The following is a 21959-nucleotide window of genomic DNA, read 5'->3' as shown; positions in this document are numbered from 1 at the left end:
TCCAATAAGTCAGAAAGTCAGGACTAATGATTCGTCCACACCAATTGCCTGATCCTCCATGGCTTGTGTTACTGGTGTTATTATAAGTGATAATATCAATACTAGTGCGAATAAAAATGATTCTTTCCACGCTGGTTAGTTAGGGTGTTTTATATCATAATTTACAATAATATTATAATATGTAAATATTTATAATGCAAAAGAGCCATTTGAGGGTGTGAATACTCTTACAATTAGGACATAGCGAACTTGTGAGCAGTAGGGAGCGCAAATGGCTAGCAGCCTGTGCAAATCAGCTACGAATATTACACTGACGGCATAGTCAAAGCCATCGACTATCCCAATGGACTAAGAACTGATATATATAACAACATCAACCAGCTGACAGAACTCGCCAATAAAAGGAAGCCAATACTGTCTCCTTATTCAGCTACGCCTATGATGGAAATAGAAATATAATATCAGTAACCCCAGACGGTCAAACCACCGACTGTCAAGATGACATATTAATCTGACAAAAGTCTCCACAAATCCACCTTAAAGCCGTTCTTTTCAGAATCAGGCTGGATAATTGGTGACACATGTTTGAAAGGCTTTTTTTTGATGCCGCCCGACATATGCGCCTTCGCCAGCTCCGCAAGAGAGTTTCTGCCCATCGGCTGCTGCCGGACGTACTCATAAATCTGCTTATACCGCTGCACCTGCCGGTCGCGGATCCGCCAGGTCCCCGCACTTTAGCGCAGGTAGTCAAAGCTGTCCATCATATAGATCAGCAGTTCCTCCAGGCAGGCTTTGACAGCTTCTTCATGGTACGGGACTGCTTCATCGTCCGGGAGAAGCTGCACCAGCCGGGCGACATGCTCTTTCAGACAGCGGTATTTTTTCGGCGCTTCGGCCTCAGGGTCAGTAGAACAGCACTGGAAAAGCATATATTCAAAGTTCGGATCGGCACGGACGCAGAAGGCGGGGTCTATCTGCAAAAGCAGCAGCCGGTTTGTTCCGCCGTTCTTTTTGATGCGGTGCGGTTTGTTCACGTTGACGACGGCGACTTCGTTCTCTTTCAGCAGGTGGGTTTCGCCGCACAGGGTAACCTCCGTCTTTCCCGCCAGCACCAGGATGATCTCCACGGCATTGTGCCAGTGGTAGTGGTATTCATCGATCTGCCACACCGAGGCTTTTAGCGGCAGCTTTCCTGAAAATCCAATGATTTCCGGGTACATATTTCAATCACCTTCCTTTCCTCGTTGCCATAACTCTATTGCATTTGGAAAAGCCGCGCATTGACACTTTTAAGCTCCGAGAAAAAAAAATCAATTTTTTATCAAAAAATAAACCCGCGTTAAGCGGGTTTATCTGTTGGGCATGTTCATTCGGTTATTCTATGAAATCTCCGGCGTTGGCCGCCGACAGCCGGCGTACGGCATAGTCGAAGGGTATGTCCCTGTATCGCGCTTGCCGGGCAAGGGCCGCGCTGTCCGCTTTATGGGCTTTGCGAAAATCCGAGGGGGTGGCGTGGAAGAAGCGCCGGAAATATTTAATGAGGTATTTGGCGTCGGAAAAGCCGCAGTCCTCCGCGATCTCCACGACGCGCAGGCCGGAGCCGAGCAGCAGCCTTGCCGCGCGCTCACACCGGCCGTAGCACATCAGCTCCTGAAAGGACATGCCGAACTTTTCCTTGATGTCGCCGGAGATATGCTGGAGGCTGACGCCCAGCTCCGCGGCAAGAGCCGTCAGGCCGAGGCGCACCTCTGCGTCGCTGGTCGTATGCCGCGCCATCTGCCGGAGCCTTGCCACGCGTTTTTCGTCAAAGGGCTCGGTGCCGAAGCCCCAGCGCAAAAAATCGAAATTGTACACGGTATAGGCCAGCATTTCCTTCAAGAGCTTCTTCAGGTTGCCGTTGTCTGCGCCGCGCTGGTCCGCGCCGAGCAGCCCGGCCAGCCGGGCGATATAGTCCTTCAGCACACCATACTTTTCCGGAGCCTGGGCTTCGTGATAGGTAGAGCAGCAGTAGAGGAACAGATAACGGTCCGGCAGGACGCTGCGGCAGAAAGCGGGATCGATGTGTAGAAACAGGATTTCGTCCTCTCCGTCCCCGGTCATGCGGTGCAGCTCGCCCATGTTCGTAATGGCGACGTCCCCTTCCCGCATCGACAGTTCGTCGTTGCCCATGCCGATGTTGACCGAGCCCTTGAGCACCTGCACAATCTCCAACGCCTCGTGCCAGTGGTAGGGGTATTGGTTGCCAGCCCGGACAAACGCCCGGACCGGCAGGCCGTTATGAAATTCGATCGACTCGGGACGCATACTTGCCGCTCACCTCACAAACATCGGGCAGGGATCATTTCTTCGGGGTTTTCAACATCTTTCGGCACAACCCACATATTGCCATCTTCTGCAGGCCTTCGATTCGTCCGGCTGCGCAATGATAGTTGACCATCCGGCTTATGATAACACCATTTATCCGCGGCTTCCCTTACGCTGATGCATTCTATGACCCATCCCCCGCTTATGTATGTTGCCTCCATTATACTTCTCAAACCATCTTGCAGCATAGTGGCGCCGACGCAGCCTCCCCAGTTAGAATAGAAATGTAAGAAATTCTTAAGAAAATTGTTCGGGTGCCTGTAAACTTTTTTTTATAGAGTAAAACTACGGCTCAGTGGTTGAAAATTATAAGTGGAAGGAGGTGTTGTTGAGATATGGATCACCATACCGTACTGGTTGTTGATGATGACCGCGAAATCGTACAGGCCATCGCCATCAACTTACGGAATGAGGGTTATCAGGTGTTGATGGCCTATGATGGACTGCAGGCCCTGGAAATGATACAGACCCAAACGGTGCATTTGATAATTCTGGATGTGATGATGCCCAGGCTGGACGGGCTGTCAACTACACTGAAGATCCGTCAGGAAAAAAACATCCCCATTATCATTCTATCTGCAAAATCGGAGGATACCGATAAGATTCTGGGCTTATCCATGGGGGCGGATGACTACGTCACCAAGCCTTTCAACACTCTGGAACTGATGGCCCGGGTAAGGTCACAGCTGCGCCGCTATGTGACCCTGGGTGATATTCACCTTCAGAATCACGATATCCTGCAATCCGGCGGGCTGCGTTTTGACCTGCAAAGCCATACCCTGACTGTCGATGGAGACCCGGTAAGACTGACAGCAACTGAAACCAGGATCGTAGAGCTATTGATGCGCAGCCCGGGGCGGATATTCCCTGCCGAGGAAATCTATGCGCGGGTATGGGGAGAGACCGCCTACGGAGTGGAGAACACCGTCATGGTACATATTCGTCGCATCCGTGAAAAAATTGAAATCAACCCGAAAGAGCCGAAATACTTAAAGGTGGTTTGGGGCATTGGATACAAAATTGAAAGTTGCTAAACCGTGGCGGGCCTGGATCTGCTTTTTCCTGGCCGTCAATCTATTAAGCATTCCGCTATTCGCCGCCCTGGCGGCAATACTGCACTCGAACGGCAGTCTGGAAGCAGTCAAAGCTCCCTTTGTTGAGAATTTTAAAGATACTTCTGTTTTTGAGACGCAGACCGCCAGGTATTTCAGTTTGTTACTGGGACTGGCCAATGAAAACGAGACTGTTGAAGACACACAGATCGCCGCGGCTAAAAGGATTCTCAACCAGGAGGGCAATAACTTGAGATACTATGTCCTTAACCCGGACATCGGCCTGAATCTGGGGAACCTGGATGAAGAACCATTATATTTGAACCCGGGAGAGATGCCGGGGCCGCCTTCAGGCTATGGATACTTTTTATACTTCGATGGCGAGAAGATAACCGTCGTCGACCATGGGACAGTGGTTGATGCCGAGCGCTTGGACAGCGGCTACCGCAATATAATCTCCAGCCTCAGCAACGTATATTACTATCAGACCGCCGAGGTCGGCCCGGGCGGGTCTTTGTCCTTTAGTCTGCCTGATTCTGAAAAATCCCAAAATTTGGCCAATTACCGGGTGTTTCTGGCAATCAATGATGTGCTGGCAGCCAATCCCTACGGACACTCCGTTTATGATCAGCAGCAAAAGTATCTCATATTCATGAAATGGACTTATCCGGTTTTGGCCTTGCTGGGATTGATATTCTTAATCTATGCCCTCATAAAATGGCCTGAAAAGCGCGACTATGACCGCCGGCTGGCGGCCTGGTCGGGGGACATGTGGTTGGAAGTCAAGTTATTGGTCTCACTAATAGTTTTAACGCTTGCTGTCGGCATTTCCCCTATCTTCGGCATTTCCCCTGGCGGAAGCGATTTTCTCGGCTGGTGGCTAGAAGCAACCATGATGAATATCTCCTTTTTGGCCGGACTGTGGTGGTTTTATCTTATGATTCTTGATTTGTTTTACAACCGCAGGGCGTTTTTCTCCCACAATCTGCTTAATTCATTGCTCAAGTGGTACTTGAAGCTGGAAAACAGGGCTTCCTGGCAGAAATCCATGTTGAAGCGGCTTTATTGGCTGCTGGCGGCGGAAGCCGTTCTGGCTTTGACTTCGGTATTGTTTCTCATCACCAGCACCCACTCCGGGGATTGGTTCATCTTATTCCTGATCGCGGTCATGATTGCCGGAGCCGGCATATACCTGATCTACCAGTACTGTCTGCGCTACACCCAAATAGTCAACGATCTGGAACGCCTGTTTAAGCACATAGAGTCAATCAAAAACGGCCCCGCCGCTGCAAAGCTGGATATACCCCGCGAGCATGACCTGTATCCGGTGGCTCAAAACCTCAATTCCATTCAGGAGGGCATTATGAAGACTGTGGCTGACCAGATGAAATCGGAGCGCATGAAGATCGACCTTATAACCAATGTTTCACATGATCTTAAAACCCCTTTGACCTCGATTATCAGTTATGTTGACCTGTTAAAAAAGGAAGAGGGCCTGCCGCAGCCTGCCCGGGATTATATCGGCATCCTGGCCCAGAAGTCGGAACGCTTAAAACACCTTATTCAGGACCTGTTCGACCTTTCCAAGGCCAGCAGTGAGAACATGGCGGTGGACCTGGAAAAGATTGACCTGGGGCGCTTGATCAAACAGACTCTGGCCGATATGGAGGAACCCATCAACAACTCCGGGCTGGCCTTCCGGGTGAATATTCCTGAAGAGCCGGTTTACATTATCAGCGACGGCAAGAAGCTCTACCGGGTATGGGAAAACCTGATCAGCAATGCGCTCAAGTATTCACTGGCGGGCTCCAGGGTATATATAGACCTGATTCAAAACGGCCGTGGCGCTGTGGCAACGGTAAAGAATACCGCCAATTATGAGATGGACTTTACGGAAGATGAAATCCTGCAGCGTTTTGTGCGGGGGGATCAATCCCGCAGCACGGAAGGATCCGGCCTGGGTCTGTCAATAGCACAGAGCTTTGCAGCGATATGCGGCGCGCAGTTGAGCGTGAAGATAGACGGGGACCTGTTTAAAGTGGAGCTGGCATTTGCAGAATTTTACAGCGACTAGTTGATATCATGTTTAATAACTGACTGATAGATCTGTTCGTACTGCCGGGCGATATGGTTGTTGTCAAACTGCTGCAGATGTTCGGCGATATGACTGTGCAGGGCCGGAATCAGGCCGGGATCAGTTGTCAGTCTCTTCAGTATGGCGAGGAGTTCCTGAACATGGTCGGGATTATACAAGAAACCGGTTTTCCCCTCGATGACAATTTCGGGTAATCCGCCCCTATGGGAGGCGATGACCGGTTTCCCATACTGATAAGCCTCTATCACCACCCTGCCAAAAGGCTCATGCCAGCGTGATGGCACGATAACCACATCAATTTGGTCCAAAATCTCTTGCGGATCGATAAATCCCAGAAATTGTATATGGGCTGGGTATTTCTGCTGCTTTATCTTTTCCCGGATCTCATCATCCAGGACTCGCCCCCCCAGATAGAGCTCTATTCCCGCCATCTGTTGGGCGGCCTCCAATATCTCCCAGACGCCCTTGCCTCGTTCAATTCTCCCCAAATAGAGGATTTTGACAGGCCCGGCAAGGCCTGGCAACAGACGGGAGGGTGTTGTAGGCACTTCTATTCCGTTGAATACCCGGGAATAGGGCACCCCCTTAAAATAACCCTGCTGGAGATGACGGGCGATTATAAAATTGGAAAGACCCACCACATGTTTAATCGTTCCATGGTTGCACAAGTACTTTTTCAATGCGGTGAAAGCGCCGCAAGCCCGGCATTGACCGCTGCAATTGGTGTTGTCCCGAAACATGGTGGCGCTCTCGCATATCAGGCTGTACTCGCGCAAGGTATGCACCACCGGAATCCCCCGGCGTCGGGCAATCACCCACGGGGCCGCTGACAACCCGGTCAGCATGTGAGTATGTATGATATCCGGTCTTTCCCGATCGGCTATCCCGCTCAGCTCCCGGTAGATGCCGGGATTGAAAATATCCCCCAGATGCCAGAGCAGTTTCTTGAGGCGTCCTGCCCTTCCGAACATCCCGCCCCAGTAAATATTGTGCGGGGGCAGATAATAGACTTTTAGCCCGCCCACATATTTCACATCCCTTGCCGGGGCCACCGATACGACCACAACCTCATGGCCCTGGTCGGCCAGACCCTGGGAGAGCAGTTGCACCGACTTCTCCGCGCCGCCGAATACATGGGGATAGAAGAGGGTGTTCACCATCAGGATTTTCATAGGGCATGATCCCGCAGCTGATTTACAATAATGATGGTCACCGATTCGCAGCCTTCTTTCAACCGTCTCTTGGCTCAGTATATCTTGGTTCTCTCTGTGATCATCTATAATTATAAAGCAACCTTAAAATATGACAAATATCGATGTATTTTTTATTTAGAGTCTGGAGGCTTATATTCAATAGCTGCTGGGATGTTTACATGGATATGGATGGATTTTATTTTGTGCGCTGCGCATCAAAGATCAACTGCCATGGGGTGAATAAGAAGATCGCGCCATCCCGCCAGGCTGCTGGAATCAGTATCACTGCACTTATTCCCATCACAAGTGCCGATTTCTCATTTGACTTCCAGATTAATCCCGTAAAGCGCCGCTTTGCGCACTATGGTAGTCTGGCTTACCCCCAGGGCTTTGGCTAATTTGCGGCTGCTGGTAAAGATTTTGGCATACTGTTGAATCAGGTTCTTTTCATATGCCTGTACTTTTTCCTTGAGATCCATCACCGGAGTATCTTGTTTGTCCGCTTCATTTTCCGGCTTGGTCTGATTAACGCTGCCCCTCAGCGCGACGGAGCTGATCACCGTATCGGTACTGGTTACCACGGCCCGCTCTATGACATTTCTCAGTTCTCTAATATTCCCAGGCCAGTCATAGTCAACTAAAATGCTGGTTACTCTTTCGTCCAGAGTCTTTTGCATATTATATTTTTCATTGAATACTTGCAGAAAATAATAGGCCAGGAGGGGGATCTCCTCTTTTCTCTCCCTTAAAGGAGGAACATAGATGGGAACTACGTTCAAACGGTAATAAAGATCTTGCCTAAACTGACCTTTTCTGATCATCTCCGGCAGATTGCGGTTGGTAGCCGCAATAATGCGGACATCGATACCAATCGGTTTAGTTCCTCCTATCCGCAATATCTCCCGCTCTTGAATGACTCTCAGCAATTTGGATTGCAGGTTTATGGGAAGCTCGCCGATTTCGTCCAAAAATAGAATGCCCCCGTTAGCTAATTCAAAGATGCCCATTTTACCTGCTTTTTTAGCCCCGGAGAATGCGCCGCTTTCATAACCGAATAATTCTGACTCCAAAAGATCTTCCGGTATGGCCGCACAATTAATACTTATCAGGGGTTTATTGCTTCTGGAGCTGTTCTTGTGGAGCTCCTGGGCAACCAGTTCTTTACCCACACCCGATTCGCCGTAAATGATTACGGTTGAGTCTACTTTACCGATGCGCATAGCCAGGTCAAGTATTTCTCTGGATTTCTCAGAATACACTACCATTCCGCCGGAATTCCTTCTCATCCTTTTTAATTCTTCTTCATAGTGTTTGCTCAAATTATAGGCTTGTTCCACCTCCTGTTTGAGGCGGTTCAGTTCAGTGATATCCCGGCCATTGGTAAGTACCCGGACCAACTCGCCATTCTCATCGAATATGGGATTTCCGGTAACCAGCAAAGTTGTGCCATTCTTAATATTTTGCACAAAGGTCGCTGATTTTTTAGTCTCTATAACCATAATTGTCGCAGAACGATCATATAAGCCCTGCTCGACCAAATCATACATATTCTTGCCGATTAGATCTTCGGCTTTAATACCGGTAATCCTTGTATAAGCATCATTTAAGCTTAAAACATTGCCTTTGGCGTCGGTCACAAAAATACTGTCAAATGACGCCTCTATAATAGCGTCCATTTCCGATTTAAGCTTTTTAGTGTATTCAAGTTCCAGCGATACATGCTCTAACTCTGATATGTCCTGTATCAAAGCGACAGCACCTATGACATTATCCTCCACCACTATAGGCCTGTTCATCGACAGGTAAGTCTTATTATTGTTGACAAACTTTACATTAGAACTACCCTGCTTGCTGGTTAATACTCGATGCAGTCTTCCATTGGGGAATACTTCCGTGTAATCTCGGTTAAGGACGGAATTCTTTGGGATCCCTAACATCTTCTCCGCAGATTGATTATAAATAAGTACTTTTCGGTCAGTGTCAATAATAATGATTCCATTGCAGATCGCATCCAATAAAGCCTGCATTCGTAAAAAAATGTTCGAATTATTCGATACGTCATTAATAACAAGAGATTCCCCGGTGATGTCGTGCACTGGCATCGATACCCCTCCTGGTTACTAATTTCACAACCCCAAGTATTGATTTGGGGACAGCAACAATTATTAAGAATCTCCCCAGGTACAATTATTGCAAATAGTGTGCCAATAAATAAAAATCATATTCCTCTGGAAGTCCAGCCCAGAGGAATATGATGAAAGGTTGTACTATCAGCCTGACTCTACAATCCCAGATAAGCCTTCTTGATATGAGGGTTGTTCAATAATTCTGATGAGGAGCCCTCCAGGGTGATAAAGCCATTCTCCAAAACATATCCTCGCTTGCTGAGACCCAAAGCTTTCTTAACATTTTGCTCTACCAGGAGTACTGTAATATTCTGTTCACTTATTTTGGCAATAGTCTCGAAAACGGTTGCAGCCAGCAAAGGAGACAGTCCCATGGAAGGCTCGTCAAGCATCAAAAGACGCGGCATTGCCATTAAAGCCCTGCCGATGGCTACCATTTGTTGTTCGCCTCCGCTCAGGGTTCGGCCAATTTGATCCTTACGTTCTTCCAAACGAGGCAACAACTCAAAAACGTATTCCAGATTCTCTTTTACTTTACTGCGTGAACGCGGCAATGAGGCCCCGATAAGGAGGTTTTCATATACTGTCATCAACGGGAAGAGCCTCCTGCCTTCAGGTACCTGCACAATACCCAACTCGGTTATTTTATGAGGAGGAAGCCGGTCTATTCTCTGGTTATCGAACCAGATCTCTCCGCTATTAGGCGTAATTATACCGGAAACAGTGTTCAGAAGTGTGGTTTTGCCCGCGCCATTAGCACCGACAATACTTATTACTTCGCTTTCTTCGATACTCAAGGATATATCCTTTAGAACCGTAACATCACCATAACCGGAGTTTACTTCTTTAATTTTAAGCATTGTCATATTCATCACCTAAATATGCTTTTATTACCTCAGGGTTACTGGTAACCTCTTGAGGACTGCCCTCAGCGATCTTCTTGCCATAATCCAATACCACGATGCGGCCGCAAATAGCCATAGTGGCCTGCAATACATGTTCAATCATCATTATGGTGATCCCATCGTTATTGATTGATTTGATCAATTTGACCGCATCTTCAATTTCAGTAGGGTTCAAACCGGCCAAAACCTCGTCTAAGAGCAATAGTCTGGGTTTGGTTGCCAGGGCTTTAGCCATTTCAAGTCTTTTCCGTTCCGGAATGGTCAGGTTAAGCGCCAATACATCTTTCTTAGCCTGCAAGCCGACCTTTTCCATAATCCCTTCAGCAATCTGTCTGGCTTCCTTGGGACTGGAAGTGTTGACAAACGCGCCAACCATGATATTTTGCTGAACCGTCATATTGCCAAAGGGTTTCACTACCTGGAAGGTACGGCCTATGCCTTTGTGGCACATCTGGTCGGGCTTGAGGCCGGTAATGTCCTCGCCGTTAAACACCACCTTGCCGGAAGTAGGTTGATAGACCCCGACAATAAGGTTAAAAGCGGTGGTTTTTCCGGCGCCGTTCGGTCCAATCAAGCCTAGTGCTTCACCTTCATTGAGATGCATGTTTAGATTATTAACCGCAGTAAGTCCGCCAAACTTAATGGTTAAATCCTTAAGCTCCAGAATCCTTGACACCGCTCGCACCTCCTTTTTTATATGCCGCCCTGGAAAAGCGTTGCAGCAATCTTTCGAACATGGCTATTATTCCCTTGGGCTGATAGATAATAACCAGAAGAACAATCATGCCGTAAATGAACAGATGCAGACCCATTAATTGCCCGCCCAGATAGAAACGGATGATTTCACTTACTAATGAAAGAATAATTCCGCCGATGACCGGACCCAATACAGTGCCTGATCCACCGACGATACTTAAGAAAACCATCTGGGTGGACATACTGCCGCCGGCAATGGCGTTAGGCTCCAAGTATCGGATCAAAACCGCATAGAACACGCCGCCAAGTGCGGTTAAAAATGCGCTTAGCATAGCAGCCATCAGTTTGCTTTTGCGAACATTAATACCCATGGCGGCCGCTGCATCCTCATCTTCTTTTAAAGCGATCAGATAGTATCCCAGCTTGGAGTTTTTGATCCAGTACGATACGGCAATGACCAGGAATAGCATAAACAGAATTATATAGTAATAAGGCATCTTGGAACTAAACTGCAAGGCTGCGGCAGAATCTCCCACCATTTTCACGATCAGGCCTTCAGCGCCGCCAACCCTAAACGGCCCCAGCTCCTGGGTGCTGTTGATAAGAACCACTATTCCTTCGGAAATCGCTACTGTGGCAAGTGCGTAATAAGCGCCACGCAGGCCAAACGTAGGGTATCCGATAATAACGCTGATTAATACCGCGGCTCCGCCTCCGATAAATAATCCCAGCCAGGGCGAAAGTCCGTAAGTATTGAACAGCATCATCGTGATATAGGCGCCGGTAGCAGTATAAATTCCATGTCCTAATGAAAGCTGTCCTGCAAATCCGCCTACGATGTTCCAACTTGAAGCCAGATAAGCCCACAACAGGCACATGATAATAACATGCAGATAATACGGTCTTGTAACCATCATGGGAACAAGCAGTAAGACTATAATCAGGCCAGCCAATAACAAGTATTTTTTATCGATATTCACCATCTCACCTACCAATCATAGCGGGAGCCAAACATTCCTGACGGCTTGACGAAGAGCACCAGCAGAAATACCGCGTACACCAGGACTACGGTCAGGGTAGCAGTCATATACTGGGCGCCGATGGACTCAATCATACCAATCAGGATGCCGCCCAAAATGGCCCCGGGCACACTACCCAGTCCGCCCAGAACTACCACGATAAAAGCTTTGGTCATGAACACTTGTCCCACCGAGGGATGCACATAATAAAAGGGAATCAAAGCCACCGCAGCTACAGCCAGCAATGCCGTGCCCAGTCCAAAGGCTATGGCAAATGTTTTTGGTACGTTAATTCCCATTAATGCGGCTGCATTGCGATCCTGGCCGGTAGCCCGAATTTTTCGGCCTATTTCGGTTTTTTGCAGGAATAACCAGAAAACCCCGGCTACGACTAAAGCAATGATCAATCCATAAAACCGTGCGGCGCTCACCGTAACCGCTCCCAGAGCCAGCGTCTGGTCGGAAAAACTGGTTTTAGCCATTACATAATCGGCGCCAAAAGTCATTAAGGCCAAATTCTCCAGTACTATGGCCAGGGCTGCTGTTAAGAGTAATACGCTCACCGGTTCGCGGACATTTTTTTCCGAATCAAGCACCGGCTTAACCAGGAAGCGTTGACAAAGATAACCCACACAAAACATAATCGGCCCGACCAAAAAGATCAATAATACAGGATTAAGGCCGGTCAGTTTCCATATCCAATATGAAGTCATCATGGACAACATCAATAAGGCGCCCTGGGCGAAGTTAATGATTCTCATGATCCCGAAAATCAGGGTAAGTCCCAGCGCGATAAGACCATATATGGCTCCCATGCTAAGACCATTAGCGACGACTGACAAAAATCCCACCTAGGTTTGCACTCCTTTCCGTAGGGAGGAGGGAGAGATTGGCCAGGGTATGGCCAATCCCCCGCTCGTTAGTTGGGTATTATTTACTTGCTCCTGGATATGGCCATACTATTTGTGAACCAACGCGGGCTTCTTCCTTGGGCCATACTGTTACACGTTCCATTTTGCCATTTATCTTTTGATACTGGCATATTACCAAGGGGGCATTTATCATCTGACCGGTTTCGTCAAATTTGGTTTGGGCAGCATACATCTGGGTTACGCCTTTATTGATATCAGTAGCTGCCAGGGCCTCCCGGATCTTTTCGGGTTCAGCCGAACCCGCCCTTTCCAGAGCATCTGCGATGATATGCATCCCCACATAGGCTTTAACCGCTTCGGCGTTCATGGCATAGCCGTATTTTTCTTTAAACTTCTGATTAACTTCCTGAGAGGACGGACGGTTGACATCCGGTTCCCAGGTGGAAATATCGAAATAATTCTCGCTGGCATTTCCGGCCAGGTCATAATAGGTGGGATCGGCAAAACCGCCGCTGGTGCCGATAAATGCCAACGGTTTGACCTGATGCTCAGCGAATGTCTTGGTTAATAGAGCGGCATCGGATACATAAGATACCATCATAATGATGTCGGGGTTTAGCTGTTTAGCTTTTAGAACTACCGGGGTGAGGTCTGAAGAATTAGTGGGATACGGTTCTTTCATAACGATTTGCAAACCGGCTTCAGGAAGGTATTTTTCCCAAGCGGTTACGGCGCCCTGACCCCAGGCGGTATTCTCATATATCAGACCGACGGTTTTTACCGGTGTATTGTAAGTCTCAGCCATTTCGGTGATAAATGTGGTCTGATCCCGGTTGCGCCAACTGGTCTTTTCAGCCAGACGGAAGACATATTTAAAACCACGTTCAGTAATCTTGTCTTCTGAAGGAACATCAACAAAGTATGGAACCTTATAACGCTCCGCTACTTCAGTCGACGGCATGGCCACTCCGCTCTGATAGCACCCGGTTAAGAGCGCGACCTGCTCCATGGTGATCAAACGTTCGGCTTCGGATACGCCAACCGCCGGGTCGCCTTTGCTGTCGGCATATATCATTTTAATCTGGGCGCCACCCATAGATTTGATGCCGCCGGCTGCGTTAATCTCCTCAATAGCCATATCACGAGCCTGCTGGCCAATTTTGCCCAGAGGAGCGGCTGAACCTGATAATGGAAGAATAGTTCCTATCTTGATCTCTTTAGCTTTATCAGAACTATTGTCTCCGCCACAACCTGCAACTAGAGAAAGCAGCATAACCATGGTTAGTAACAAACCGATAATCCTGGCACTTCTTTTCCTCATTCGATAAGCCTCCCTTTAAAAATAAACTCAACCTGTTGTTCAAGTATTGAGCACAAGAAGGTAGTGCTTCTTCGACATCACCTACCTTGGCAGTTAGAATTCGTCACTTACAGCACCGCATCTACTTATAGAGCGAAATAAGTCCTAAGAGTATCATTCCTAATCTCAGCTCTAAAATCAGGGTGAGCAATGTTAACAAGGGCCTCTATTCTTTGTTTAACTGTTTTGGTTTTTAAAGCAGCTATTCCATATTCTGTAACCACATATTCAACATCATGTCTTGAGGTAGTTACAGCGGAACCTCTGGTTAGAACTGATACGATCCTGCTAGCCTGGCCTTTCTGAGCAGTTGCAGGGAAGGCAATGATTGATTTGCCCCCGGGTGAGCGGGCCGCACCGCGGACAAAATCGACTTGTCCCCCAACCCCGCTGAATTGCAGCGGTCCCAGTGTATCAGCCGCAACCTGCCCGAGTACATCAACCTGAAGAGCAGAGTTTATGGCCGTCATTTTGTAATTCTGCGCTATTACAAAAGGATCGTTAACATAGTCTTCAGGGTAGAGATGTATGGCGGCATTCTCATGCATCCAGTCATATAATTGAGGAGTTCCCATAACAAAATTGGCTACCACTTTACCCGGGTGCAAGGTTTTTCTCTTGCCGTTAATAACCCCGGACTCGACTAGACCTCTGACGCCATCCGAGAATAATTCAGTATGCACGCCTAAATCATGCTTTTCGTGCAGAAAGCCCAGGATTGCGTCCGGAATAGAACCGATACCCAGCTGCAGAGTGGCGCCGTCTTCAATAAGCGACGCCACATTCATGCCGATCTGCTGTTCAACCGGGGTTATAACCGGAGGTTCAAGTACGATTAATGGCGCTTCCGCAGGTACGAAACAATCAATCTCGCTAATGTGCAACAAAGTGTCTCCGTAGGTTCTCGGCATATTGGGGTTGACCTGAGCAATAACCGTCTTGGCAGCACGTGCGGCCTGAATAGTATAGTCTATAGAAATACCAAGGGAACAGAAACCATGATTATCCGGGGGAGTTACCGTAATCATGGCAACATCCAACGGAATCTTACCGGACAGGAACAAACCTGGTATTTCCGAGATAAAAGATGGGGTATATTCGGCGCGGCCTTCGGCAATAGCTTTTCTGGTGGGAGCACTGCTGAACAAAGAATTTAACCTGAAATGCCCCTGCATGGCCGGGTCGACATAAGATGACTCACCCATGGCTACCCGCTGAACGATTTCCACGTTTTCCAGCTCCTCAGCCCTGTCAATCAGGGCACGGGTTAAAACCTGGGGTTCTCCGCAAGCATGCCCCAAAATTACCCGGTCACCCGATTTAACGCATTTCACTGCCTCAGCAGGGGTTCTGACCCGATCACTGTAAACGTTTTGCCAATCTAACAACTTAATTTACCCCTTTTAAAAATTTATTCACCATTAATAATGCAAACAGTATGCCAACGAAATTTTCAGCACTCCCCCAGCCTATTTGTGATTGCAATAACAATTTCTTTAATCCAGATATTCCGAAAATGAACCGGTTCTGTTTCAGACCCGGCAGCATTATCCGGTAGAATCCCCATATTATCGGGGTAATTAGGTATTGATTCATTTTGTGTTCACTTTTACTCCTATGACTCATTATTGGGTCATGAATTACTCCACTATGCCTGCAATGCTCTACCGCAGTTAATTTATTCCTTCACCAGGCGCAGAAAGTATCAATTTTAAACTTTAAAAGATATCGGCCGTCTACGGTTCCCTTACGGTTTTCTCATTAGAAGACCTGCTTACCACAGATAACATTTCCATAAAAAAAGGCTGGTCGCCTGACCAGCCTTTATAGCTGTATTAATTAATAGGTTTTATTTAAACTCAAAGCCCACTATATTGTTGGGATCCACCAGTTTGAGGGCGGCCAACTCTTCTTCGGTTGGCGGATCCATGACCGGAACTTCGGTCTGTTCGATTTCCCATCCGGTATTTTCCTTTACCTCTTCCAGAGTAGTGTACGGGAAAATACAGTCGACTTTCAGATACTTCTCGCCAACCGGCTTCTTGAATATGCCGAGAGTCGTTATGACTGTAAATTCTTTTTCCAAAACGGGAGCAGTGGTGGCAAAATCAACGTGCTCGATGAAAGTACGCTTATCATGCTGTGGTTTCCAGATGATGGTTTTTTTGGTTACCGGAGTAAGGGTAGCGCTTCCGGCTCCTCCAGGTCCTCTCAGTTTGGGATTGTCATAGGTTCCTCCCAGATAGGACATGGCAATGCGGCCTTCTTTATCCATCTGCAGGCAGGACAGGAAGGCGATGTCTCCTTTGCCGGATGCGTAGAGGTCAAAAATCTCGTCCAGACCGAAGGCAGCTACTGAGCCTTCATAAGTGTTGGCGGTCAAAGTCGACGCCACTGTGGGCGGTCTGAGATAATCATGGTCCACCCCGTCAGACAGGGTGACATAGGTGAAATTCTTGCCCAGGGCCTTGGCAGCTTTCATGGCCACCATAGGGGTTGAGGAAGCCAGGCCGTGGAATACGATATCACCATCGGATATTGCTCTCATTATGGCAACAGCCATCATTTCAGCTTTTCCATATTCCATTGCTTACAGCCTCCCTTCCAGCATCGAATCCGCATATTGCGGTACTTGGCCCTCTTTTACAGCCTTTTGGTAAGCCTTGTGTTTGGGCCACTCCACGGCTTGATATTCCGGATAGCATATGCCAGGTTTAGCGCCACCGGGCAGTTCTACCACAGCTTCAACCAGGAAATGAGGGATGGCGGTTAGTTTGGGTTCTTCTTTCATGCGATAGGTTCCCACAATGCGTTCAGTGGTAACGATGGTCTTTTTAGCCGCTCTGGCCAGGAGGGCATCCTGGTAACTGGGCCCCAGAATGCGGCAGTTGCCGTAAATGTCGGCTTCCTGTACATGCACAATCGCGTAGTCAGGCACCAAGGCTTTTACGCATACTACTTCGGTACCATCAAAGGGGCTCTTCATGACCTGGAAGAATTCGGGGCGTTTAGCCACCAGATCACTTCCCCACATACCGCCGACAGGAAGGAAAGGAACTCCATAAGCTCCCGCACGGAGAGCATGAATTATAGCGGTTCAGGAGCCTTCGATAGCCTTGGCTTTAGGCTCAGCTCCTTCCATGGCTTTGCGCATACCAGGGGCTAGCCCAGCTTCGTTTTCCAGGCCGAAGAAGCCGAAATAGGCGGTGTCTGCCTGGAAAGTTGAGAACAGCATATCGGATGCCAGACCCGGGGCGGCTCCGACCACCTTGAGCTCTTGGAGCGGTTTTTTGGTCAGGGCCAGGGAGAATAACGACGGGGTACGGTGCATGCCGTTTCCGCCAATAGCCAGCATCATCCCGTCCTTAATCAGGTCAGCGGCCTGACTAAGTGACATAGTTTTGTCGTACATTGATTTCCCTCCTTTAGGTAGATTTTATTAATTAGGCTTTTTGGTGTCTCTTCTGGGTAAACATTATCGCCACAGCCACTACCAGTGCAATCAGGCAGAACATGAAAGCTGATCTAAAGCCTGAGGAGGCAATAATTTTGTTCACTACCGGTGCCTTCGCGATGATTATGGACGTAATCTGTTGGAAAGTCGCGCCGCCAACAAAAACAAAGGTGTTCAAAAATCCTGTTGCGGTACCCTGTACTGCAGGCTCGACGTTTTCTTTAAGATTGCCGTACATAACCACGAACCAGCCATTAAAGAAACCATACAGGAACATCATCACACTGATGGCGCCTTTGGAAAGAGAATCGACCATGAATACCATGGGCAGCCAAACCAGAATAGAGCAAATCAGCCCCAAAACTACAACTTTCCACTTGGATTTGAGAACCTTGTCAGCGATTATGCCTGACAAAGGACATCCAAACACCATCCCTAAGGCGACCAGGCTGATGATGCTGCCGGCTTCGGATTTGGTCAGACCATACACATTGATCAGCCAGGGACTGGCCCACAGGCCCTGGAAAGCCATGATGGTGCCATACCAGATGAAGAAGGCGATAATGATGGTCCACACATTCCAACTCGAGGCCGTCATGGAAATGGCCTGGCCGATCGAATACGCTGAAGAGGCTTTGGGTTCAGGGCGGCCTTCAATCTGCGCCGGGGTGGCTCCGCCTACCTCACCAGGTTTATTGCGGATAACCAGATAGGCCAGAACAGCCACGGCGATAGATACAACACCGACTGCAGTCATGGATGCTCTCCAACCGATGCCGGACATCAATGCTACCAGGGGTGCGGCAGCAGCTAGAGCGCCGATATTGCCCACTGCCAGAAGGATGCCGGAGTAGGTGGCAAACTCGGTGGATTTGAACCAGTCCGCCAAAAAGCGCATGGCCGGAACATAGACAAAACCTACGCCGAAACCCACCAAGAAGCGTCCCGCCAGAGCCATGTTGAAGGAACCAGCCGCTGCAAACAGCAATGCGCCCGCACCGGCTACAGCCATAAAGATTGCCAGTGTGCCTCTGATACCGATACGGTCAGCCAGTATGCCGGCCGGTAACTGCCCCAGGGCGTAGGCCCAGAAGTACATGGACCCAAACAAACCCAGGCTGGAAGCACCGATATTGAAGGCGGTAGTTAGTTCCGGAGCCATAACGGAAGGCGACACCCGGTGGAAATAAACAAAGAAGTAGGCGAGGGCTATCACCAGAAATATTACATAGCGATAGGACATAGTTTTTTGGACTGCTTGGGGCGAGAGATTAGAAGCGTTATCCATTCTTGGTCTCCTCTCTGATTTATTTCCCAGCCTTTCCGGGGAGAAGCATAGCCCCCCCCGTATGGCCCGGGAATTACTTTATTTCTTGCGTAGCGAGCCGGTTTCGTCCACAGCCCTCAGATTTTCCAACTCTTTTTCAGTCGGTTCGGGAACCATCTTGACATTGGGCGAGACTTTGAGATCCCACCCGGTGTTCTCGATGATCTCTTCAACTGATGAGAATGCGAAATAAGCGTCCAAGATGAACTCTTTGGTCACCGGGTCGGGACGCAGAATCCCCAGGTTGGTTACAATGGCGCTGGGTCCGCCGCCCGGGAAACCATATTTCTTACGGTCTTCACCACCATTGAGATAGCCTGGTGAGGAGATATAGTCAACCTTGTCGGCAAAGCGTTTCTTCTCATGCTGAGCCATAATAAGATACTTCTTGGCTCCAACTGCGATTTCATTGGCTCCGCCGCTGCCGTTTAAGCGTACTTTGGGCAGGGTATATTTCCCGACCTTCCAGGGCTGAGTTCCTTCAGTCCAGATGCCGGTGGTATTCACATTGCCGAATTTGTCTATCTGGGCCGCGCCGATAACCGCGTTGTCGACCCGTCCTGAGGCAACCAGCATACCCAGAGCGTCGATGGCATTGGTAAAGCTGGTGGCATTGGCAGAGATGCGGTTGTCTTCGATGCCCCAGGGCAGTCCGCCCACCGGGGTCGAGCCATATACTCCGCCTTCGGTAAAGGCGATCATGTTGGGGGCATGGTTTCTTTGCGCGAAGAATCCCGCCAGCATGCTGAGTCCTACTCCGAATATAGCCAGTTCTCCATCACTAAACTCACGTCCGGTGGCAATGGCCATCATTTCATTTTTTGAATAATCCATGTTATTACCTCCCTCCCATCAATTCCTTGATCTCGGCGTCGCTCTTGATCCATTTACGATAGGGATCCACCAGGAAATTGGTGGCGGATTTAGAAAGCTGATCAACTTTTTCTTTGCCAATGACATTCAGGAATTCTTCGGGAGTGCTGTAGGATTTGACATATTTATCGATGTATTCTACGGTGCCTTCCTCGGTTTTGAGCATCTTGTTCATATAAAACATATGCTCTTCATCGCTGTCGTAAACGCCCGTGGAACAGGCCGGCCAAACGCCCATCGGCCAATAAACAACGGCGTCAACGACCAGGTCGGGAATGCGAACCAGATTGGGGAACTGCCGCATGCAGTCGGTATCCACGATATAGTCAGCCTGGATAACCACTTTTTTGGCAGCGCGGGAAAGTTCGAAACGGCTCCATTCCGTGCCGAGCATAATGGAGTTGCCGTAGATGTCTGCCATGGTGACATGGATGCAGGCCACATCGGGGTTAATGGCCTTCATAGCGCCCATGGAAACGCCGGTGAAAGGATCTTTTATTTCAGGAATTTTTTCAGTATTGGGATATGCATCGGGTTCATCGGCGGAGCACCATTGCTGGTCGGAACCCCAGCTCACGAAAGTAGGAATGAAGGGCCAGCCCATGGCGCCTGCGAACAAACGATTGGGTATACCGCCATTGGAATAGTCCTCCAGGATAGTCTTGCCGCTTTCAACAGCCCTTTTCAGTCCGTTGGCAAAGCCGTAGACTTCCAGTCCGGAAAACCCAACTTCTATTCTGGCTACGCCGCCAGCAGCTGCTAACAGATTTGATCCTTGCGTGTTACAGTTAGAAATGAGATTGACGTTCTTAACGCCCTGACGAACCATTTCACGGAAAAAGGCGATACAATCGGATCCTACCGGAAGTGCACCGCCGTGCCCAAAGGTCATACCATCCCAGGTATATTGAGCGACAGCTTCTTGCATAGTGATCAACTTGTTTTTCAATATAATCCCTCCCTTTTCAGGCGGTCTTTTTGTTTTCTTTGTTCTATAGTTCGAGTAGAATATAGTGTGGAATGTTTTTTTGGCTGGCTGTAACCTGCAGGCGGCCTTTTTTTTCACCTCCATTTAACTTGATTAATAGGGCAGCACAGTCCCCGCTGCCCTATAATACCTTTCCCTGCGGGCCGGGTTCACCATACCGGGAATACTGGTGCGTTATGCCAATCCTTTACTTTTAAGTAAAGGAATCGGTGAATTGAATAGTTTATTTATACCCAATTGACCTGCTTTATACCCCAAAGCCAGGCCCATTAATTGGGTAAAATAAATGATCGGCATGCGGAAATTCAACCCCATCGCCTTTTGGCGCATATCCAGATTACTCTGGCACATGGGGCAGGCTACAACGATGGCCTCCGCTCCGGCTTGCCGGGCGGATTTCAGCACCTGTCCTCCCAGGTCCAAGACGATACCGGTGTCGGAAGCTGCATATCCTCCGCCGCAGCATTCGGCCTTGTGTCCCCAGGTAACGGTTTCCGCCCCTAGAGTCCTTAAAAGATTGTCTAAAGATACCGGCTGTTCAGCGTCATCAAATTCCACTATTTGCCGCGGGCGGGTAAGAAGGCAGCCATAATAGGCCGCCAGTCGCAAACCTTTTAAGGGCTTTACAACTTTTTGCCCAATGGCATCAAGGCCGGTTTCCTCAACCAGCAGCTGCAGCAAGTGCTGCACCTCGGGCTTGACCGGGGCCTCGGTTTGCAGCATCTCTTTGACATCTGCCTGCATCCGGGGATTGTTCCGGATCTCATGCGAGGCTGTTTTTAAACGGTTAAAACATCCCGCGCATACTGCGGTAACCCGGTCCAGATTCATCTGCTGGACAATGCTGAGATTCCTGGCTGACAGCCCCACCGCCAGGGCGTGGTCAACACTGTGGGCAGCGGTTGCGCCACAACAATTCCAGTCTTCTATTTCTTTAAGGTTTATATTCAAGTGCTTGCATACCAGGCGGGTGGAGAGATCGTACTCGTGAGCCATGGAATGCAAGGAGCAGCCTGGAAAATAAGCTACATTCATTTCACTTCCCCCTTTTGCCCTGGCTTTTTATGAAAAAGCCGCCGCACCTTGTCCATCTTTTTGACCCGGGCCGGGAACGGATTCAGTTTGCCTTTAATAAACATCTGCGGGCCCAATTCGGCATTATTAAGATATTGTCCCGACTTGAGATTATAATTGAGGATGAGATACAATTCTGACACCCGGCCAATTTTATGCACTTGATCCAGCATAAGATTGTGGAACAGCTCCACTGTAGGCCGGGTGGCCGGTATTCCTCTGGCAACAGCCCTCTCCCGCAGGTAATCCATGATGCGGGCAATGTCAATCCCCGAGGGACAGCGGTCGACACACAGCTGGCAGGCTACACAGCACCAAAGCGCATCCATGTGCAAAAGTCTTTCTTCATCCCCAACTTTGATCATCTGTACGATTTTGCGGGGGGTAAAATCAAATATATGGGCATTGGAACAGCCGCCCGAACATTTGCCGCATTCCAGGCAGCGTTCAATCTCTATCCCGCAATTCTGCAATAATTCCTGGCTCAAGCTGTGGTCCGTTTCATCCAGCTGCAGAGCTTTAAAATACTGGTTTACTGGTGAAGTTGTTGCATTCATCGGC

Annotated in this window: 22 protein-coding genes; 3 read left to right on the top strand and 19 right to left on the bottom strand. The window is 48.8% G+C overall.

Annotation, left to right across the window (positions count from 1 at the left end):
- Positions 1 to 285: 285 nt before the first annotated feature.
- Positions 286 to 459 (top strand): hypothetical protein, encoded by a 174-nt coding sequence (locus tag B2633_RS15420; RefSeq protein WP_483171586.1) that lies wholly within the window; start codon positions 286 to 288, stop codon positions 457 to 459.
- Between the two features lie 47 nt (positions 460 to 506).
- On the opposite strand, the gene B2633_RS15415 is transcribed toward B2633_RS15420, so the two are convergent.
- The 3 genes from B2633_RS15415 to B2633_RS15405 form a co-directional block, all read right to left on the bottom strand.
- On the bottom strand, positions 507 to 701 hold the full coding sequence (locus tag B2633_RS15415; protein ID WP_483171585.1) for a hypothetical protein: 195 nt from the start codon (positions 699 to 701) through the stop codon (positions 507 to 509).
- A gap of 33 nt (positions 702 to 734) precedes the next feature.
- Entirely contained in the window at positions 735 to 1220 is a 486-nt protein-coding gene (locus B2633_RS15410; protein WP_483171584.1) for a cupin domain-containing protein, read from the bottom strand.
- Between the two features lie 154 nt (positions 1221 to 1374).
- Positions 1375 to 2304 (bottom strand): helix-turn-helix domain-containing protein, encoded by a 930-nt coding sequence (locus B2633_RS15405; RefSeq protein WP_483171583.1) that lies wholly within the window; start codon positions 2302 to 2304, stop codon positions 1375 to 1377.
- A 395-nt stretch (positions 2305 to 2699) separates the two neighbouring features.
- Here B2633_RS15405 and B2633_RS15400 point away from each other — a divergent pair, with 395 nt between their 5' ends.
- Together B2633_RS15400 and B2633_RS15395 are read left to right on the top strand one after the other, a co-directional pair.
- Positions 2700 to 3398, top strand: a complete 699-nt coding sequence (locus B2633_RS15400) for a response regulator transcription factor (RefSeq protein ID WP_481042627.1) — start codon at positions 2700 to 2702, stop codon at positions 3396 to 3398.
- The gene (locus B2633_RS15395) at positions 3373 to 5490 is read left to right on the top strand and encodes a sensor histidine kinase (RefSeq protein WP_483171582.1); all 2118 of its coding nucleotides are present in this window, start codon (positions 3373 to 3375) and stop codon (positions 5488 to 5490) included. Before B2633_RS15400 ends, B2633_RS15395 begins: the two co-directional genes overlap by 26 nt.
- Here B2633_RS15395 and B2633_RS15390 read toward each other — a convergent pair.
- The 16 genes from B2633_RS15390 to B2633_RS15315 form a co-directional block, all read right to left on the bottom strand.
- On the bottom strand, positions 5487 to 6683 hold the full coding sequence (locus B2633_RS15390) for a glycosyltransferase family 4 protein (RefSeq protein ID WP_483171581.1): 1197 nt from the start codon (positions 6681 to 6683) through the stop codon (positions 5487 to 5489). The genes B2633_RS15395 and B2633_RS15390 overlap by 4 nt on opposite strands.
- 338 nt (positions 6684 to 7021) lie before the next feature.
- A complete protein-coding gene (locus B2633_RS15385) occupies positions 7022 to 8806 on the bottom strand; it encodes a sigma-54 interaction domain-containing protein (protein WP_483171580.1) in 1785 nt (594 codons plus the stop codon).
- Between the two features lie 179 nt (positions 8807 to 8985).
- On the bottom strand, positions 8986 to 9690 hold the full coding sequence (locus B2633_RS15380) for an ABC transporter ATP-binding protein (protein ID WP_483171579.1): 705 nt from the start codon (positions 9688 to 9690) through the stop codon (positions 8986 to 8988).
- Entirely contained in the window at positions 9683 to 10411 is a 729-nt protein-coding gene (locus tag B2633_RS15375) for an ABC transporter ATP-binding protein (protein WP_481042619.1), read from the bottom strand. Before B2633_RS15375 ends, B2633_RS15380 begins: the two co-directional genes overlap by 8 nt.
- Positions 10389 to 11348, bottom strand: a complete 960-nt coding sequence (locus B2633_RS15370; RefSeq protein WP_483171578.1) for a branched-chain amino acid ABC transporter permease — start codon at positions 11346 to 11348, stop codon at positions 10389 to 10391. Before B2633_RS15370 ends, B2633_RS15375 begins: the two co-directional genes overlap by 23 nt.
- 71 nt (positions 11349 to 11419) lie before the next feature.
- On the bottom strand, positions 11420 to 12301 hold the full coding sequence (locus tag B2633_RS15365; RefSeq protein ID WP_483171577.1) for a branched-chain amino acid ABC transporter permease: 882 nt from the start codon (positions 12299 to 12301) through the stop codon (positions 11420 to 11422).
- Positions 12302 to 12380: 79 nt separating this feature from the next.
- On the bottom strand, positions 12381 to 13643 hold the full coding sequence (locus B2633_RS15360; RefSeq protein WP_483171576.1) for an ABC transporter substrate-binding protein: 1263 nt from the start codon (positions 13641 to 13643) through the stop codon (positions 12381 to 12383).
- A 125-nt stretch (positions 13644 to 13768) separates the two neighbouring features.
- Entirely contained in the window at positions 13769 to 15076 is a 1308-nt protein-coding gene (locus B2633_RS15355) for an acetyl-CoA hydrolase/transferase family protein (RefSeq protein WP_483171590.1), read from the bottom strand.
- A gap of 455 nt (positions 15077 to 15531) precedes the next feature.
- Positions 15532 to 16269: a CoA-transferase subunit beta gene (locus tag B2633_RS15350; RefSeq protein WP_481042610.1), complete on the bottom strand. Its 738-nt coding sequence runs from the start codon at positions 16267 to 16269 to the stop codon at positions 15532 to 15534.
- Between the two features lie 3 nt (positions 16270 to 16272).
- Positions 16273 to 16770, bottom strand: coding sequence for a CoA transferase subunit A (locus B2633_RS15345; RefSeq protein ID WP_481043078.1), 498 nt, complete (start codon positions 16768 to 16770; stop codon positions 16273 to 16275).
- A gap of 9 nt (positions 16771 to 16779) precedes the next feature.
- Positions 16780 to 17094: a hypothetical protein gene (locus tag B2633_RS15340; protein WP_481042608.1), complete on the bottom strand. Its 315-nt coding sequence runs from the start codon at positions 17092 to 17094 to the stop codon at positions 16780 to 16782.
- A gap of 31 nt (positions 17095 to 17125) precedes the next feature.
- Positions 17126 to 18424: an MFS transporter gene (locus B2633_RS15335; protein ID WP_483171575.1), complete on the bottom strand. Its 1299-nt coding sequence runs from the start codon at positions 18422 to 18424 to the stop codon at positions 17126 to 17128.
- 78 nt (positions 18425 to 18502) lie between these two features.
- Entirely contained in the window at positions 18503 to 19297 is a 795-nt protein-coding gene (locus tag B2633_RS15330; RefSeq protein ID WP_481042604.1) for a CoA-transferase subunit beta, read from the bottom strand.
- 4 nt (positions 19298 to 19301) lie between these two features.
- Positions 19302 to 20285 carry a CoA transferase subunit A gene (locus B2633_RS15325; RefSeq protein ID WP_483171574.1) on the bottom strand — a complete coding sequence of 328 codons (984 nt, stop codon included), beginning with the start codon at positions 20283 to 20285 and terminating at the stop codon, positions 19302 to 19304.
- Between the two features lie 213 nt (positions 20286 to 20498).
- Positions 20499 to 21359, bottom strand: coding sequence for a CoB--CoM heterodisulfide reductase iron-sulfur subunit B family protein (locus B2633_RS15320; protein WP_483171573.1), 861 nt, complete (start codon positions 21357 to 21359; stop codon positions 20499 to 20501).
- A complete protein-coding gene (locus B2633_RS15315) occupies positions 21356 to 21955 on the bottom strand; it encodes a 4Fe-4S dicluster domain-containing protein (protein WP_483171572.1) in 600 nt (199 codons plus the stop codon). Before B2633_RS15315 ends, B2633_RS15320 begins: the two co-directional genes overlap by 4 nt.
- Positions 21956 to 21959: the final 4 nt, after the last annotated feature.

This window comes from Syntrophomonas sp. UBA1041 (assembly GCF_002316705.1).
GTDB lineage: Bacteria > Bacillota > Syntrophomonadia > Syntrophomonadales > Syntrophomonadaceae > DTU019.
The sequence above is the reverse complement of the archived record's forward strand: the minus strand, read 5'-3'. Positions and strand labels throughout refer to the sequence as shown.